At 72.1% G+C, this 16,112-nt stretch carries 13 protein-coding genes; 4 read left to right on the top strand and 9 right to left on the bottom strand.

All coding sequences use genetic code 11. The annotated features are described in order from the left end of the window. Positions 1-148 precede the first annotated feature (148 nt). Together pcrA and ACZ4XX_RS17345 are read right to left on the bottom strand one after the other, a co-directional pair. A complete protein-coding gene (pcrA, locus tag ACZ4XX_RS17350) occupies positions 149-2,602 on the bottom strand; it encodes a DNA helicase PcrA (protein ID WP_468508745.1) in 2,454 nt (817 codons plus the stop codon). A 134-nt stretch (positions 2,603-2,736) separates the two neighbouring features. Beyond that, complete coding sequence (locus ACZ4XX_RS17345) at positions 2,737-3,090, bottom strand: hypothetical protein (RefSeq protein ID WP_383587309.1); 354 nt, start codon at positions 3,088-3,090, stop codon at positions 2,737-2,739. A gap of 341 nt (positions 3,091-3,431) precedes the next feature. On the opposite strand from ACZ4XX_RS17345, the gene ACZ4XX_RS17340 reads away from it, so the two are divergent. Beyond that, positions 3,432-4,550 carry a C40 family peptidase gene (locus tag ACZ4XX_RS17340; RefSeq protein WP_468508744.1) on the top strand — a complete coding sequence of 373 codons (1,119 nt, stop codon included), beginning with the start codon at positions 3,432-3,434 and terminating at the stop codon, positions 4,548-4,550. Positions 4,551-4,661: 111 nt separating this feature from the next. On the opposite strand, the gene ACZ4XX_RS17335 is transcribed toward ACZ4XX_RS17340, so the two are convergent. Further along, a complete protein-coding gene (locus tag ACZ4XX_RS17335; protein WP_468508743.1) occupies positions 4,662-5,375 on the bottom strand; it encodes a LuxR C-terminal-related transcriptional regulator in 714 nt (237 codons plus the stop codon). Further along, entirely contained in the window at positions 5,372-6,634 is a 1,263-nt protein-coding gene (locus ACZ4XX_RS17330; protein ID WP_468508742.1) for a PspC domain-containing protein, read from the bottom strand. Before ACZ4XX_RS17330 ends, ACZ4XX_RS17335 begins: the two co-directional genes overlap by 4 nt. Positions 6,635-6,790: 156 nt before the next feature. Here ACZ4XX_RS17330 and ACZ4XX_RS17325 point away from each other — a divergent pair, with 156 nt between their 5' ends. Together ACZ4XX_RS17325 and ACZ4XX_RS17320 are read left to right on the top strand one after the other, a co-directional pair. After that, on the top strand, positions 6,791-8,137 hold the full coding sequence (locus tag ACZ4XX_RS17325) for a PspC domain-containing protein (RefSeq protein ID WP_468508741.1): 1,347 nt from the start codon (positions 6,791-6,793) through the stop codon (positions 8,135-8,137). Beyond that, positions 8,124-8,384, top strand: a complete 261-nt coding sequence (locus ACZ4XX_RS17320; protein WP_468508740.1) for a hypothetical protein — start codon at positions 8,124-8,126, stop codon at positions 8,382-8,384. The genes ACZ4XX_RS17325 and ACZ4XX_RS17320 overlap by 14 nt, the downstream gene beginning before the upstream one ends. On the opposite strand, the gene ACZ4XX_RS17315 is transcribed toward ACZ4XX_RS17320, so the two are convergent. From ACZ4XX_RS17315 to guaA, 4 genes are all read right to left on the bottom strand, one after another. Then, positions 8,294-8,884: a DoxX family protein gene (locus ACZ4XX_RS17315; RefSeq protein WP_468508739.1), complete on the bottom strand. Its 591-nt coding sequence runs from the start codon at positions 8,882-8,884 to the stop codon at positions 8,294-8,296. The two genes, ACZ4XX_RS17320 and ACZ4XX_RS17315, sit on opposite strands and share 91 nt — an antisense overlap. 93 nt (positions 8,885-8,977) lie before the next feature. After that, positions 8,978-10,210 (bottom strand): hypothetical protein, encoded by a 1,233-nt coding sequence (locus ACZ4XX_RS17310; RefSeq protein ID WP_468508738.1) that lies wholly within the window; start codon positions 10,208-10,210, stop codon positions 8,978-8,980. A 176-nt stretch (positions 10,211-10,386) separates the two neighbouring features. Then, positions 10,387-11,175 (bottom strand): class II aldolase/adducin family protein, encoded by a 789-nt coding sequence (locus ACZ4XX_RS17305; protein ID WP_468508737.1) that lies wholly within the window; start codon positions 11,173-11,175, stop codon positions 10,387-10,389. Between the two features lie 136 nt (positions 11,176-11,311). After that, the gene (gene guaA, locus ACZ4XX_RS17300) at positions 11,312-12,904 is read right to left on the bottom strand and encodes a glutamine-hydrolyzing GMP synthase (protein WP_468508736.1); all 1,593 of its coding nucleotides are present in this window, start codon (positions 12,902-12,904) and stop codon (positions 11,312-11,314) included. A 322-nt stretch (positions 12,905-13,226) separates the two neighbouring features. Between guaA and ACZ4XX_RS17295 the strand changes: the two genes are divergently transcribed. Beyond that, positions 13,227-13,520 (top strand): chorismate mutase, encoded by a 294-nt coding sequence (locus tag ACZ4XX_RS17295; protein ID WP_468508735.1) that lies wholly within the window; start codon positions 13,227-13,229, stop codon positions 13,518-13,520. A gap of 738 nt (positions 13,521-14,258) precedes the next feature. On the opposite strand, the gene ACZ4XX_RS17290 is transcribed toward ACZ4XX_RS17295, so the two are convergent. After that, positions 14,259-16,070: a GMC oxidoreductase gene (locus tag ACZ4XX_RS17290; protein ID WP_468508734.1), complete on the bottom strand. Its 1,812-nt coding sequence runs from the start codon at positions 16,068-16,070 to the stop codon at positions 14,259-14,261. Positions 16,071-16,112 lie beyond the last annotated feature (42 nt).

Genomic DNA, 16,112 nt, shown 5'->3' with positions numbered 1-16,112 from the left:
GGGTGGGCCCCACACCGCACCCCCCCCCCCCGCCCCGCCCGCAAACACTAGTAGGACCAACAACCAACCACCCCCCCCCCCCCCCAACGAGAAACACCTCCCCCCGCAACACCCGCCCGGCCCCCGCTCTCGTACGCCGTCTCCGCCGCTACAGCTTCTCGACCGGCGCGTACCGCAGCAGCAGCCGCTTCGGCTTCTCGTCGCCGAAGTCGATCGTCGCCTGGGCGTCCGCGCCCGCGCCGGTCACCGTCATGACCGTGCCGAGGCCGAACTGGTCGTGCGTGACCCGGTCGCCGATCTGGAGGGAGATCACCGGCTTCTCCCCCGCACGCCGGGTCGCGAAGCCCGAGGGGCCGGAGCGCGAGCGCGAGGAGGACAGCGAGGAGGTGATCCCCGAGGTCGGCCCGGCCGGCTTGGCCATCGGACCGGTCCGCTTCCACTCCAGGTAGGCGGCCGGGATCTCCTCCAGGAAGCGCGAGGCCGGGTTGTACGAGGGCTGTCCCCAGGCGCTGCGCATCGACGAGCGCGTCAGGTAGAGCCGCTCCCGCGCGCGCGTGATGCCCACGTACGCGAGGCGCCGCTCCTCCTCCAGCTCCTTCGCCTGCCCCAGGGCCCGCATGTGCGGGAAGACGCCGTCCTCCATGCCCGTCAGGAACACCACGGGGAATTCGAGGCCCTTGGCGGTGTGCAGCGTCATCAGGGTGATGACGCCCCGGCCCTCCTCGTCCTCGTCCGGGATCTGGTCGGAGTCGGCGACGAGCGCGACCTTCTCCAGGAACTCGGCGAGGGTCGCGGGCTCCTCGCCGCGCTCCTGCTCGAACTCCAGGGCCACGGCCGCGAGTTCCTGGAGGTTCTCGATCCGGGTCTCGTCCTGCGGGTCGGTCGAGGCCTGAAGCTCGGCGAGGTAGCCCGTGCGCTCCAGGACGGCCTCCAGGACGACGGCCGGGCCGGCGCCGGACTCGACGACGGTGCGCAGCTCGTCCATCAGGGCGTTGAACCGCTTGACGGCGTTCGCCGAGCGGGCCGCCATGCCGTACGCCTCGTCGACCCGCTTGAGGGCCTGCGGGAAGGTGATCTTCTCGCGCAGCGAGAGGGCGTCGATCATCGCCTCGGCGCGCTCGCCGATGCCCCGCTTGGGCACGTTGAGGATGCGGCGCAGCGGGACGTTGTCCTCGGGGTTGGCGAGGACGCGCAGGTACGCGAGGACGTCACGGACCTCCTTGCGCTCGTAGAAGCGCACGCCGCCGACGACCTTGTAGGGCAGTCCGACGCGGATGAAGATCTCTTCGAAGACACGGGACTGGGCGTTGGTCCGGTAGAAGACGGCGACGTCTCCGGCCTTGGCCTCGCCCGCGTCCGTCAGCCGGTCGATCTCGTCGGCGACGAACTGGGCCTCGTCGTGCTCGGTGTCGGCGACGTATCCCGTGATCTGCGAGCCCGCGCCCGCGTTCGTCCACAGGTTCTTGGGACGGCGGGACTCGTTGCGCTCGATGACGGCGTTCGCGGCGGAGAGGATCGTCTGGGTGGAGCGGTAGTTCTGCTCCAGGAGGATCGTCGTCGCGTCCGGGTAGTCCTCCTCGAACTGGAGGATGTTGCGGATGGTGGCGCCGCGGAAGGCGTAGATCGACTGGTCGGCGTCACCGACGACGCACAGCTCGGCGGGGCCGAGGTCCTCGTAGCCGGTGCCGACGAGCTCCCGCACGAGGGTGTACTGGGCGTGGTTGGTGTCCTGGTACTCGTCGACGAGGACGTGGCGGAAGCGGCGGCGGTAGTGCTCGGCGACGTCCGGGAACGCCTGGAGCAGGTGGACCGTCGTCATGATGATGTCGTCGAAGTCCAGGGCGTTGGCCTCGCGCAGCCGCGCCTGGTACATCCGGTAGGCCTCGGCGAGCGTCTTCTCGAAGCCGTCGACGGCCTGGTCGGCGAAGGTCTCCTCGTCGATCAGTTCGTTCTTGAGGTTCGAGATCTTGGCGCTGAAGGACTTCGGCGGGAACTTCTTCGGGTCGAGGTCCAGGTCGCGGCAGACCAGGGACATCAGGCGCTTGGAGTCGGCGGCGTCGTAGATCGAGAAGGAGGAGGTGAAGCCGAGCCTCTTCGACTCGCGGCGCAGGATGCGGACGCAGGCGCTGTGGAAGGTCATCACCCACATGGCGTTGGCGCGCGGTCCGACGAGCTGCTCGACGCGCTCCTTCATCTCGCCGGCGGCCTTGTTGGTGAAGGTGATCGCCAGTATCTGGCCGGGGTGCACGTGCCGCGTGCCCAGCAGGTGGGCGATGCGGTGGGTGAGCACCCGGGTCTTGCCGGAGCCGGCTCCGGCGACGATGAGCAGCGGGGTGTCGGTGTGGACGACGGCGGCGCGCTGCTGCTCGTTCAGCCCGTCCAGGAGCGCGGCGGGGTCCACGACGGGGCGGGGGGCGCCGTCGCGGTAGTGGGTGTCCCGGGCGGGCGGGGGCACGTCGAAGTGCTCCCCGAAGAGGTCGTGCGGGACATCCTCCGCGGCCGGGGAGCCGTGGTGGTCGTCCTCGGGGTGGGGCGGGGGCTCCTCCGAGGAGTGGTTCATCTGGAGACCGGCCAGGAAGCTGTCGTCAAAGAGGCTGCTCATCGCCTCACGAGTCTAGGACGCCCCACCGACATCCGGGCCCGCCTTCGGGACCCGCCTTCCTCACCGGGCTGCGGTACCGGTCACATCCGCGCGGTCGGCCGGTCCCCGAAGGGGCCCGGGTCACGGCCGGAGGGTCACGTCCAGAGGGTCGCGATGAAGATGTTCGCCATGGTCAGACCGCCGACGGCGGCGAAGAGGCCCTTCTCGACCCGCTCCTCGTCGCGCTTGACGTAGACGAGGGCGAGGATCACGACGAGGATCCCGAGCTTGATGCCGATCTTGAGGTTGTCGACGCTCTGGTCGTCCGCCTGGTTCAGGCCGACCAGCGCGACGCCGGTGACGAGCATGGTGAGCGCGCCGTGCAGCATCGCGGGGCTGAAGCGGGCCGTACCGGCCCCCATCGCCTTCATCTGGGTGAGGAATCCGCCCAGCAGGGCGGCGATACCGATGATGTGCAGGGCGACGAAGACATTGATGAGTACGTCCATGGGCCGGAGCCTAACCGGGGCTCTAGCACCGGCTTCCGCCCGGGTCCACCCACTCCGTCGCTTCGGTCGGACGGCTGCCGGAATGCCTCTCGGCCCGGCGCCCCGGGCGAAAGACATCGGTCGCCGACCGCCAATGGCCGCCAATAGCGGTCATCCCGCCGCCCGGGCGTGACCCCAGGTTTAGCGTCCTTCACCAGGTGGCCGGCTCCCCACCACCGCCGGCGATCCGGCGGTTGTCGGTCACCCCCGCCGAGAAACCCGGCGGCGGTCCGTCTCCCCTGTGCGGCCCGCCGTCGGCCCGGCGGGCCCGTTCCCCCAGGCAGAGGATGTGACCCGCCTTCGTGGCAGCACACCGAAAACCCAAGCAGTCGCCCCTCGGTGGTCAGGCGGGCCGCACCGCCGCCACACTCGCCCTCGCCTCCGCCGCGACCGCGACGCTCTTCGAGGGGTCCGGGCACGCCGAGCCCCGTCCCACCACCGCCCAGGTCAAGGAGAAGGTCGACCGGCTGTACGAGGAGGCCGAGGTCGCGACGGAGCGGTACAACGGCGCGAAGGAGAAGGCCGACGAGGCCCGCGCGGCGTTCGACCGGCTGCGCGACGAGGCCGCCCGCAGGACCCAGCGGCTCAACACCGCGCGGGACGGGCTCGGGGCCATGGCCGCCGCCCAGTACCGGTCCGGGGGCCTCGACCCCGCCGTCCAGCTCGCCCTCACCTCGAACCCGGACCAGTACCTGGAACGGGCCGCGCTCGCCGAGCGGGCCGGGGACCGGCAGGCGGCCGCCGTCAGTGCCGTACGCCGCGAGCTCGCCGCCGTCCGACAGCTGCGCGCCGAGTCGACGGGACACCTGGACGCGCTGCGCACGCACGAGACGGAGCTGCGGCGGCAGAAGGCGGCCGTCCTCGGCAAGCTCCAGGCGGCACGGACCCTGCTCGCCCGGCTGACCGCGGAGGAACGCGCCCGGTACGAGGCCGCCGAGGCGGGCCGTGACGGCTCCGGCACCTCGGCCGGGAACGGCGGCACCGGAGGTACGGACACGGCGACCGCCGCACCCGCCCCCGTACGCGCCGACCGGTCCTCGGGCGGCGACCGCGGGCCGGTGACCGCGCCGAACGGCCGGGCCGCCGAGGCCGTCTCCTTCGCCCGCGCCCAGCTCGGCAAGCCGTACGTGTGGGGGGCGACGGGCCCCTCGGCGTACGACTGCTCGGGCCTCACCCAGGCGGCCTGGCGCGCGGCCGGCGTCTCGCTGCCGCGCACCACGTACACCCAGATCAACGCGGGCCGGCGGGTCTCCCGCTCCCAGCTCGCACCGGGCGACCTGGTCTTCTTCTACTCCGGCATCAGCCACGTCGGGCTCTACATCGGCGGCGGCCAGATGATCCACGCACCCCGCCCCGGCGCACCCGTCAGGGTCGCCCCCCTCGACGAGATGCCCTTCGCGGGAGCGACCCGGGTGGGCTGACGAGGCCCACCGCGCCGCACGCGCCCGGCCCGGACCGACGGATCAGACCGGAGGTCCGGACCGACCGGCCGCCGGCCCGGACCGGCGGACCAGGCCGGACCGGTGCCGGGCTCAGACCAGGCGGCGGGCGGTGGCCCAGCGGGTCAGTTCATGGCGGTTGGACAGCTGGAGCTTGCGCAGCACCGCCGAGACGTGCGACTCGACCGTCTTCACCGAGATGTAGAGCTGCTTGGCGATCTCCTTGTACGCGTAACCGCGGGCGATCAGCCGGAGCACCTCCCGCTCCCGTTGGGTCAGCCGGTCCATGTCCTCGTCCACCGGCGGCGCGTCCGTCGACGCGAAGGCGTCCAGGACGAAGCCGGCGAGCCGGGGGGAGAAGACGGCGTCGCCCTCCTGGACCCGGAAGATCGAGTCGACCAGGTCGGTGCCGGTGATCGTCTTGGTGACATAGCCCCGGGCGCCGCCGCGGATCACCCCGATGACGTCCTCGGCCGCGTCCGAGACGGACAGGGCGAGGAAGCGCACCGGGTCCTCCGCCGCGCTCATCAGGCTCGCGCAGCGCCGCAGCACCTCGACCCCGCCGCCGCCCGGAAGGTGCACGTCGAGGAGGACGACCTCGGGGCGGGTCGCCGTGATGACGGTGACCGCCTGGTCGACGTCGGCGGCCTCGCCGACCACCTCGACGCCGGTGACGTCGGTGCGGCCGATCTCGGCCTGCACTCCCGTACGGAACATCCGGTGGTCGTCGACGAGCACCACCCGCACCCGGCGGTCCGTGCCCGCCCCCGCCTCGGCTCCGGTCGCTTCCCCGGTCTCGTCGCTCATCCGTCCGCCCTCTCCATCTCAAGCTCCACTTCGGTGCCCCCGCCCGGCACGGACCGCAGCCGGGCCGTGCCGCCGTTGCGCTGCATCCGGCCGATGATCGATTCTCGTACGCCCATCCTGTCCTCGGGGACCGCGTCCAGGTCGAATCCCGGCCCCCGGTCGCGGACCGAGACGAACACCGTGCGGCCCTCGACCTCCGCGTACACCTGCACGGCCCCACCCTCGCCACCGTACTTCGCGGCGTTGACCATCGCCTCGCGCGCGGCCTGCATCTGCGCGACCAGTCCTTCGTCGAGCGGGCAGTCGCCGACGACGACCACCTCGATCGGCACCCCGTGCTTGTCCTCGACCTCGGCCGCCGCCTTCTTCACCGCCTCGGCGAGGGTCTCGGGCTCCTCGTCCCTGCCGGTGCCCTCGGGCTTGTAGAGCCAGTTCCGCAGCTCCCGCTCCTGGGCGCGGGCGAGCCGGCGGACCTCGCCCGCGTCCTCGGCGTTGCGCTGGATCAGGGTGAGGGTGTGCAGTACGGAGTCGTGGACGTGGGCCGCGACCTCGGCGCGCTCCTGGGCGCGGATGCGCATGGTCCGCTCCTCGGTGAGGTCCTGCGACATCCGGACCAGCCAGGGGCCGGAGAGCAGGGCTATGCCGGTGAGGACGGCGACGGCGGCGGTGAGGGCCGTGCCGAGCTGGGCGACGGAGCCGCGGACCACGACGAAGACGGCGAGGCCGGTGCCGACCAGTGCGACGCCGACGAGGCCGCGGGCGAGCTGGAACGCGCGCGTGCGACGGCCGGGGTCGGTCCAGCTGGCCCGGCGGGCGTTGTCCGCCTGACGCCAGACGAGGGCGACGCCGACGCCGACGAGGAGCAGGGGCCAGACGTACCGGCCGGACTCGCCGTCGACGTTGATGTTCCCGATGAGGAGCGCGGCGCCGATCGCGAGCACGATGAGGGCGAAGATCTGTCCCCGGTCGGGCTTGCGCAGTCTGCGGCGCCCGTCGGGGGTGGTCTCGAAGACGGGGCGGGGGGCGGTCCGGCCGCCGACACCGAGCGGGACGACGATCCAGAAGGCCGCGTAGAGCAGGAGACCGAGGCCGTCGAGGAAGCACATGACCACGAAGGCCATGCGGACCCAGACGACCGGCAGCCCGAGGTGGCCGGCGAGACCGCGCGCGACACCGCCGAGCCATCGCCCGTCGGCGCTCCGATAGAGCCTGCGCACGGGCGGTTCGTCGGTCTCGGTGACACGAGCGGCTGCGGACATGCACCGATCGTCACACGTTCGGCCCGCCCTGGACATCAGGGTCGGCCCTGAGATCGTCCCCGGTACCGCCTCGGGGACGGAGGGGCTCCGAATATCAGGGTCGGGCCAGGGTCCGCCCCGGTGCCGCTCGGCGTCACGGCCCGTCACCATGGACGCATGACGAGTTCGATGCCCTCGCAACACGAGGCCCCGCCGTCGGCGGAGGCCGTCCCAGCCCCTCCTCTGCGGCGCTCGCGCGGCAGCAGGGTCGTGGGCGGTGTCTGCGGTGGTCTCGGCCGCTACTTCGACCTGGACCCGGTGATCTTCCGGGTGGTGGTCGGTGTCCTCGCGGTGCCGGGCGGTCTCGGGCTGATCTTCTACGGCTTCGCGTGGCTGCTGATCCCGCTCGACGGCGAGGAGGAGAACGACGGGCGCAGGCTGCTGACCGGCCGTGTCTCCGGGGGCACGCTGGCCGCGATACTGATGGCGCTGGTGGGCTGCGGGGTCTTCCTGACGATGCTGCACAGCGGGTCGATGCTGGGCTCGGCCCTCCTGGTGGCGTTCGCGCTGTCGTCGGCGGCGGTCTGGTCGCGGCACCGGCAGGCCGGACCGGCGGAGGCGGAGGGCAGGGCGGACGCGGCGACGGCCTCCCGGCCGGTCGCCGAGGCCCCGCCCGAGACCAAGGCCCCGCCGCTCGTCGAGTTCCCCTCGTGGTGGCGGGACCCGATCGTCAAGGACGGCTCGACGGGCAAGGTGGCCATCGGCTACCTGTGGGGGCCGCAGGGCATCGTGGACCAGGACGGTCTGGTGGACGGCGAGGTGCCCAAGCCGGGCGCCCGGTGGAACGGCGGCCGGAACGCTCCCGGGCGGCCGGCACCCTCGATCCGGCGGAGCCCGTTCTCCATCGGTGGTCTCGTCTATCTGCTCGCCATGGTCGCGGCGGTGGTCGGCACCTCCCTGACCTGGGAGAGCGAGCCGCTGGGCACGAGCCTGCAGATCGGTCTGGTCGCCGCCCTCGCGGTGTTCGGCCTCGGCCTGGTCGTCAGCAGCTTCCTCGGCAGGACCGGGTTCGGCACGATCTTCCTCACCGTGGTGACGGCGGGCCTGCTCGCCCTGACCACGGCGGTGCCGGACCGGATCACCACGGAGTGGATGCGCGAGACGTGGAAGCCGGCGTCGGTGGCCGCCGTGCAGCCGCGCTACGAGCTGGGGACCGGGGTCGGCACGCTCGATCTGTCGACGCTGGCGGTCCCGGCGGGCACGACCGTGTCGTCGTCGATCGAGGTGGGCGCCGGCCGGCTGGAGGTGATCGTCCCGAAGAACGCCGTCGTGAAGCTCCACGCGCAGGTGGGACTCGGCGATCTGCAGCTGCCGGGCGAGCCGGCGGACGACATCGACATCGCGCCGGACCGCGACGTGACCCGGACGCTGAACCCGCCGGCCGGGACCGCCCCGGCAGGCATCCTCGACCTCTCTCTCAAGGTCAGCATCGGACAGGTGGAGGTCACCCGTGCTGCTTCATGAGTTCCGGCCCGGCAGGATGATCGCCGGCCTCACCGCCCTCACCCTGGCCGGGCTCTACGCGGGCGACGCCACCGGGGCCTGGACGACCCCGTGGTACGCCGTGTTCCCGGTCCTCCTCGGCGGCCTGGGCACGGCCGGCCTCGTGACCTGGATCGTCTACCGCGTCCGGCGCCGTTCGGCGAGGAGCCGGTCGAGCGACAGCACCGACGCCCCGGCGAGCACCAGCGGCAGCCAGGCCATCAGATAGGCGAGGTCGTTGCCGAGGTAGTACGGGTTCACCTGCCAGCTCACGGTCAGCCAGAGACTCAGGGAGATCAGGGCACCGCCGAGCGCCGCCACGCGGGCGAAGAGACCCACCAGGGTCCCGATGCCGACGGCGAGCTCTCCGAAGGCGATCGCGTAGCCGAAGCCGGCGGGGTTCTTGAGGGCGAGGTCGACCAGGGCGGGGATGGCCGAGCTGTCGCGGACGCCGGTCATCATCTCGCCGATGGAGCCCGTGCCGGAGTCGGCGAAGAAGGCGGAGTCGGTGAGCTTGTCGAACGCGGCGTAGATGAAGGTGACACCCAGGAAGACGCGGAGCGGGAGGAGGGCGTAGCGGGAGCCGAGCGCCTTCCACCGGTCGAACCGACCGGCGGCACCGGCCCGGCCCGTGCCGTCGGTGTCGCCCGCGCCCCGGGCGCCGTCCGGGCCGCTCGTACCGCCCGCGCCTCCGGCCGCGCCGTCCGCTCGGTCCGCGTGTCCCGTCATCGTCGGTCACCTCTCCTCGCCCCGTACGACTGCTCGCGGAACGATTCTCCTCGCCCCGCCTGTGAAGGGATACGGGAAGGACGGCCGGAGGGATCAATCCACGACGTCGATCGTGACCCGGTTGGTCTCGACGCCCGCCGCCGTCACGACCGAGACCTCCACCCGGCCCGGCTCGACGTCCGCCGGGAGGGGGACGGTCAGGGCGGCGTCGGCGGGGTTCGCGAAGCCGCCCGGAACCGGTACCAGCGGCACATGGGCGTGGACCGGGCCGATACGGACGACCAGACGGGTCAGCGGGTCGGGAGCACCGGCCCCGGGCGGGACGAAACCGCAGCCGCGGATCTCGATGTCGTCACCCGTGCGGATCGGGGCGTCGAGGTCGCCGGCCTCCCGGGACCTGACCACGGAGAGGATCGTGGGGCGGACGCCCTCGGTGTACTTCGCGGCCAGGTGCCAGAGGGCCGAGACGCCGACGAGGAGCACGAGGGACCAGGGCACCCCGGGGAGCCCGGCCGGATCGTGGGCGAGGGCGACGGCCGTCAGGACCAGGACGGAACCCGAGACGAGGACGTACTGGACGTCGGCGAGCGCGGCCCGGCCGCTGTCGTCGCAGAGCAGATCGGCGGCGCGCGGCCGGTCGGCGCGCACCTTCTGCAGACGGCGGGACGCGATCCCCGCCGCGACGACCAGCCGGGCGGTCACGGTGACGGCCGAGACCAGGGCGAGGACGGTCAGCAGACCGGCGCCCCGGGCCAGGCCGAAGGCGGGCGAGCCCGGTGACAGGAAGGCCAGGAGGACCAGGGCGTAGCCGAGCAGGAGGAGCCAGGCCGCGGCGACGGCGCGGCCGGTGGAGAGCCGGTTGTCCTCCCCGATCAGCGGGGCGAGCAGTCCGCCGCGGGAGCGGTGGGCGTGGCCGGCGGCGCTGAGCAGGGCGGCGAGGACGACGGCGGTGCAGAGGCCGGCCGTCCGTGCGCCGGTCCAGCCGTCGCCGACGGCGGTGAGCGCCTGGCCGAGGAGCAGGACGACGACGGCTCCCCAGACCGCGGCGAGCCCCCCGCGCCGTACCCGGTCGAACCAGGCATCGCCGGCCTCCCGGCCGTGCACGGCCACCGCGCGGGCGGACTGGGCGAGCTCGTCGGAGACCCACTGGCGGGCGGCGACCGGGGAGTGGGCGACGGCCGCGGGGACACCGTGCCCGGCGGCGAGTTCGTCGCGCCGTGCGAGGAAGGCCGCGACGGCACGCCGGTGGCCGGTCTGTCCGCAGTGGGCGCAGCCCGTGCAGGCCGTCGCGTGCTCGCCGTACTGTCTCGCCTCTTGAACCGCCACGGTGCTCTCTTCCCGAGCTCACTTCACGACACGTACCGGTGCGTCCCGAAGGGTCAACCATCCTTTGTTTCCAGGGAATTGTGTCGCACCGGCGGCTCCCGTGCTGCCGCGTGCGCCCCGCCGGGGGGTGATTGCCGCGCCATCGCATTGACGTACAGAAGGGTGAAGCGATGGTGTTACGACAGGAGTTCGGGCTCCGTGCGGCTGATCCTGCGCCAGAGGGGCTGGTAGTTGATCCAGGCCACCAGGTCGCTGCCGAGCTGTTCGCGGGTCGCGACGGCCTCGCGGTGGTCGATCAGGACCGGTTTCCCGGCCGCCCGCGCGGCCAGCTGCACCTGGGCGCAGCGCTCCAGGGCGATGAACCACCAGGCGGCCGCGTCGACGGAGGCGCCGACGGTGAGCAGCCCGTGGTTGCGGAGCACGATCGCCTTGAACGTGCCGAGCGCGAGGGCGATCCGGCGCCCCTCCTCGGGGTCCACGGTGACGCCGGTGTAGGCGTCGTAGAGGGCGTGGTCCTGGTAGAAGGCGCAGGCCTCCTGGGTGATCGGGTCGAGGAGTTCGCCGAGCGAGGCGAGGACCCTGCCGTGGAGGGAGTGGGTGTGGGCGACGGCCACGGCGTCGGGCCGGGCCCGGTGGACCTGTGCGTGGACGGTGAACGCGGCCTGGTTGACGTACTGCCCGCCCCGCACGACCTGCCCGTCGCCGTTGACCAGGATGAGGTCGCTCGCGGTGATCTCCTCGAACGGCGCCCCGAAGGGGTTCACCCAGTAGCAGTCGGGGAGTTCGGGGTCGCGGGCGCTGATGTGGCCCGACACGCCCTCCTCGTAGCCCAACCGCCCGAAGACCCGGAGCGCGCCGGCGAGCCGCTGTTTGCGGTGGGTGCGTTCCTCCTCGGCCGTCGCGTGGACGGGCGGCATGGCGAAGTGGAGCCGGTCGACGGGAACGGGGTCGGGTATCACGCTCATGCGCCGGAAGGTAGTGCCCGGCCGAGCAAGTCACCAGAGTCCGGACGCCATGAAAGGCGCGGTCGCGAGGGTCGGACACGACGAAGCCGCCGCCCCCGGGTGGCGGGGCGACGGCTTCACACGTCTACGGGAGCGACTACTCCCACTCGATGGTGCCCGGCGGCTTGCTGGTGACGTCGAGGACGACCCGGTTGACGTCCTCGACCTCGTTGGTGATGCGGGTCGAGATCTTGGCGAGCACGTCGTACGGCAGGCGCGACCAGTCGGCCGTCATGGCGTCCTCGGAGGAGACGGGACGCAGCACGATCGGGTGACCGTAGGTGCGGCCGTCGCCCTGGACGCCCACGGAGCGGACGTCGGCGAGCAGGACGACCGGGCACTGCCAGATCTCGCGGTCGAGACCGGCCGCGGTGAGCTCCTCGCGGGCGATGGCGTCGGCCTCGCGCAGCAGGTCCAGGCGCTCCTTGGTGACCTCGCCGACGATGCGGATGCCGAGGCCGGGGCCGGGGAACGGCTGGCGCTGGACGATCTCCTCCGGCAGGCCGAGCTCCTGGCCGACCATGCGGACCTCGTCCTTGAACAGCTGGCGCAGCGGCTCGACGAGCTCGAACTCGATGTCGTCGGGGAGTCCGCCCACGTTGTGGTGGGACTTGATGTTGGCGGTGCCGGTGCCGCCGCCGGACTCGACGATGTCCGGGTAGAGGGTGCCCTGGACGAGGAAGGCGACCTCGGGGCCCTCTTCCTGGAGGATCTCCAGCTGCGCCTGCTCGAAGACCCGGATGAACTCGCGGCCGATGATCTTCCGCTTGGTCTCGGGGTCGGAGACGCCGGCGAGGGCGGTGAGGAACCGCTCCTGCGCGTCGACGACCTTGAGGTTGACGCCGGTGGAGGCGACGAAGTCCTTCTCGACCTGCTCGGTCTCGCCCTTGCGCATGAGGCCGTGGTCGACGTACACGCAGGTGAGCTGCGAGCCGATGGCCTTCTGCACGAGCGCGGCGGCCACGGCGGAGTCGACGCCGCCGGAGAGGCCGCAGACGGCGCGCTTGTCGCCGACCTGGGCGCGGATGGCCGCGACCTGCTCGTCGATCACGTTGCCCGTGGTCCAGCTGGGCTCGATGCCGGCGCCGCGGTAGAGGAAGTGCTCCAGGATCTGCTGGCCGTGCGTGGAGTGCAGCACCTCGGGGTGGTACTGGACGCCGTAGAGCTTCTTCTCATCGTTCTCGAAGGCGGCGACCGGCACGACGTCGGTGGACGCGGTGACGGCGAAGCCCTCGGGGGCGGCGGAGCAGGCGTCGCCGTGCGACATCCACACGGACTGCTCGACCGGGGTGCCCTCGAAGAGGGTGGAGCCGGCCTTGGAGACGTGCAGCGGGGTCCGGCCGTACTCGCGGGCGCCGGTGTTGTCGACGGTGCCACCGAGGGTCGTCGCCATCAGCTGGAAGCCGTAGCACATGCCGAAGACGGGCACGCCCGCCTCGAAGATCGCGCGGTCGAGGCGGGGGGCGTTCTCGGCGTACACCGAGGACGGGCCGCCGGAGAGGATGATCGCCTTCGGGTTCTTGGCCAGCATCTCGGCCACCGGCATGGTGGACGGGACGATCTCGCTGTAGACCCGGGCCTCGCGGACTCGGCGGGCGATGAGCTGGGCGTACTGGGCGCCGAAGTCGACAACGAGGACTACGTCCGGGTTGGTGACGTCGGGCGCGGCAGCGGGGGTCGCTGATGACACTACGGCGGCCTTCCGGCGGTAGGAGGAGGGTCCCCCGAAGGGGGGTGCTATTTGTCGATTCTACCGGCGCGCCGGTGGCGCTTTTCGTCTCACCATCCGAACCCGGGTTGGCTCCGGTCCGTCACGTAGGTCCATACTGTCGCCATGCGCGAGCTCACGACCTTCGTCTTTACCTATGGCAACCGGCCCACCGGCTGCCATGGTCGTGCTGCTTGAGCAACTGACAAGCGACTTCCCAGGCGCCCCGGGCTGACAGCCCGGGGCGTTCTGTCGTTCCCGGGCCGGTTCGCCCCGGGGCATCCGACACCCCAGGAGCCCCGCCATGACGACGAACACCGCCACCCCCGAGAAGACGGGCGCCCGCACCGACGAGGCCGCGACGCTGATCGGCGACGCCCGTGGGCGCATCGACGCGCTCGACGACCGGATCATCGGTCTCATCCAGGAACGGATGGCCGTCTCGGCCGTCATCCAGGAGGCGCGGATCTCCTCCGGCGGCCGCCGGGTGAACCTGAACCGGGAGATGGAGGTCCTCGGGCACTACAGGGACGCCCTCGGCAAGCCGGGCACGGCGCTGGCGATGACGATGCTGGAGCTGTGCCGGGGCCGCATCTGAGCGCGGGCGCGTGTCCGGGTGCGTCCTGCGGCCGAGCGTGCGCCTGCGTGTCCGGGTGCGTCCCCGGATCTGAGTTCGGGCCCGCTCTCACCCGTACGGCGCGTGACCGGCTCCGGCCCGGCTTCGTTGGTCCGGGTGTCCGTGCCAGCCAGGGGCGGGCCCGTGAAGAAACCACGCGTGGCTTCGCTGGGGCGTGTGGCGTACCTCCGGTACGTCGTGGGACCTCGCACCAGCGCTTGTGACCGGACAGCAGGGGACAGCAGCCCGGTCACCCAGAAGGAGCGGTCGGCCCCGGGGACGCTCGGGGCCGGCCGCAACCGGCTCTTCCGGTCACGGCCCCCGCGACCGCCAGCACAGTGCGCACCTCTCGGGGTCTCGGGGCTACCCGAGACCCCCGAGACCCCGAACCCGTCTCGTCCCCCTCAGAAGCCTCTCCCACGCGGCGCAACCCCCCGGCGCCGCCCCGCTCGGCACCGCCGCTGCCCTGACACCGGTGCCGCCCCCGAGGGCCCCGTGCCGCGACCGGAATCGCGCCACGGGGCCCTTGTCCGCGCCCACCCGCACCCACCCCGTCGAAGTGACGCGCGTCACACGAAGATCCTGTGCAACCGCTACAACCTTCCCCACGGGTCGCGGGTCTCCTATGCAGCAACACCAAAGCTGGTGGGGGCGCTGCACTCGGAGGGGGGTGCAGCGCCCCTTACCTGTGTCGGCCGCGGGCGTGCCGACCGCGCCGGTTCAGGACGCCTTCGGCGGGACCACCGGCATCCCGAGGAACGGCAGCCGCAGCGCGCCGAAGGCCTCGGCCGGGACCGCGGGGGACTTGGGCTCGACCGCCGCGATCCGTTCGTACGACTCGCCCTGCCGCGGCCGCGGGTCCTCCTCGCCCTTGTTCGGCCAGAAGGACATCGCCCGCTCCGCCTGCGCGGTGATCGTCAGCGACGGGTTCACACCGAGGTTCGCGGAGACGGCGGCGCCGTCGACGACGGAGATCCCCGGGTGTCCGAAGAGCCGGTGGTACGGGTCGATGACACCGGACTCGGCGTCCGCGCCGATCGGGCAGCCGCCCAGGAAGTGGGCGGTCAGCGGGGTGCCCATCAGCTCGCCGACGTTGGAGCCGGCGAAGCCGTTGATCTCCTCGGCGAGGAGGCTCGCGGCCTTGGTCGCCGCCTCGATCTGCGTCGGATTGGGTGCCCCGTGGCCCTGGCGGGCCGTGAGCAGGCCCTTCCCGATGCCGCCCGGCTTGCGGTAGGTGGTCAGCGAGTTGTCCAGGGACTGCATGACGAGGCCGATGATGGTCCGCTCCGACCAGCGCCGGTTGGACAGCGAGCGGGCCGCGAGCGCGGGGTGCTTGACGATCTCGAGCAGCCACCTGCGGACGCGGTGCGCGCCGTACGGCACCTGGAGGATCGTCAGCGCGCCCATCGAGTTGGAGCCCTTGCCGTACCGGACGGGCTCGATGTGGGTGTTCTCGTCGGGGTGGATCGAGGAGGTGATGGCGACGCCGCGGGTGAAGTCGGCCCGCTCCTTGCCGTGCCTCTTGCGGTAGCGCCGGTCGGTGGTCTGCGAGCCGACGAGGCCCTCGGAGTTCGTACGGGTCAGCTCGCCGAGCCGGGCCGAGATCCGGGGCAGCAGGCCGGTGTCCTTCATCCGGTGCAGCAGGGTCTGGGTGCCGTACGTGCCGGCGGCGATGACGACCCTGCGGGCCGTGAAGGTACGGCCCCTGCCCTTCCTCCGGTTGTCGGAGGGGAGGGTCTTGACGGCGTAGCCGCCCCGCGAGTCCTCGGTGACCGCGACGACCGAGGTCATGGGGTGGACGACCGCGCCCGCCTTCTCCGCGAGGTGGAGGTAGTTCTCGTTGAGGGTGTTCTTGGCGCCGTGCCGGCAGCCGGTCATGCACTCGCCGCACTCGGTGCACGCCTTGCGGGAGGGTCCGGCCCCGCCGAAGAACGGGTCGGGCACCTCACCGCCCGGCTTCGCCTTCGCCGTCCCGTCGCCGTCCTGCCCGTCCCCGAAGAACACCCCGACGGGCGCCATGTGGAAGGTGTCGCCGATGCCCATGCTCTGGGCGGTCGCCTTGAGGTGGACGTCCGACGGGGTCATGGTCGGGTTGATCCGGACACCGAGCATCCGCTTGGCCTGGTCGTAGTAGGGGCCGAGTTCCTCGCGCCAGTCCGTGATGTCCTTCCACTGCGGGTCGTCGAAGAAGGGCGCGAGCGGCTCGTAGAGGGTGTTGGCGTAGTTCAGGGAGCCGCCGCCGACGCCCGCGCCGGCCAGCACCATCACGTTGCCGAGCAGGTGGATCCGCTGGATGCCGTAGAGGCCGAGGGCGGGGGCCCACAGGAAGTTCTTCACGTCCCAGGAGTTCTTCGGCAGGGTCGCCCGGGTGAAGCGGCGCCCGGCCTCCAGGACGCCGACCCGGTAGCCCTTCTCGGTGAGGCGGAGCGCGGTGACCGAGCCGCCGAAGCCGGAGCCGACGACGAGGACGTCGTAGTCGTACGCCTCGTCCTCCGTCTGCTCCTGATTTTGGGTAGGGGGTACCGCGGTCATGGCTCTCCTCGGACGAAAATCGGACGAAAAGGGGACGGTGGG

Source organism: Streptomyces sp. NPDC029956 (genome assembly GCF_055574655.1).
Note: the sequence above shows the minus strand (reverse complement) of the source record. Positions and strands in the feature narration are given on the sequence as shown.

Excerpts from the sequence above, each read along its gene's own strand:
- ACZ4XX_RS17345 (WP_383587309.1), bottom strand. The coding sequence starts at position 3,090 with ATGGACGTACTCATCAATGTCTTCGTCGCCCTGCACATCATCGGTATC.
- ACZ4XX_RS17315 (WP_468508739.1), bottom strand. The coding sequence starts at position 8,884 with ATGACGGGACACGCGGACCGAGCGGACGGCGCGGCCGGAGGCGCGGGC.
- ACZ4XX_RS17325 (WP_468508741.1), top strand. The coding sequence starts at position 6,791 with ATGACGAGTTCGATGCCCTCGCAACACGAGGCCCCGCCGTCGGCGGAG.
- ACZ4XX_RS17290 (WP_468508734.1), bottom strand. The coding sequence starts at position 16,070 with ATGACCGCGGTACCCCCTACCCAAAATCAGGAGCAGACGGAGGACGAG.
- ACZ4XX_RS17305 (WP_468508737.1), bottom strand. The coding sequence starts at position 11,175 with ATGAGCGTGATACCCGACCCCGTTCCCGTCGACCGGCTCCACTTCGCC.
- pcrA (WP_468508745.1), bottom strand. The coding sequence starts at position 2,602 with ATGAGCAGCCTCTTTGACGACAGCTTCCTGGCCGGTCTCCAGATGAAC.
- ACZ4XX_RS17330 (WP_468508742.1), bottom strand. The coding sequence starts at position 6,634 with ATGTCCGCAGCCGCTCGTGTCACCGAGACCGACGAACCGCCCGTGCGC.
- ACZ4XX_RS17335 (WP_468508743.1), bottom strand. The coding sequence starts at position 5,375 with ATGAGCGACGAGACCGGGGAAGCGACCGGAGCCGAGGCGGGGGCGGGC.
- ACZ4XX_RS17295 (WP_468508735.1), top strand. The coding sequence starts at position 13,227 with ATGACGACGAACACCGCCACCCCCGAGAAGACGGGCGCCCGCACCGAC.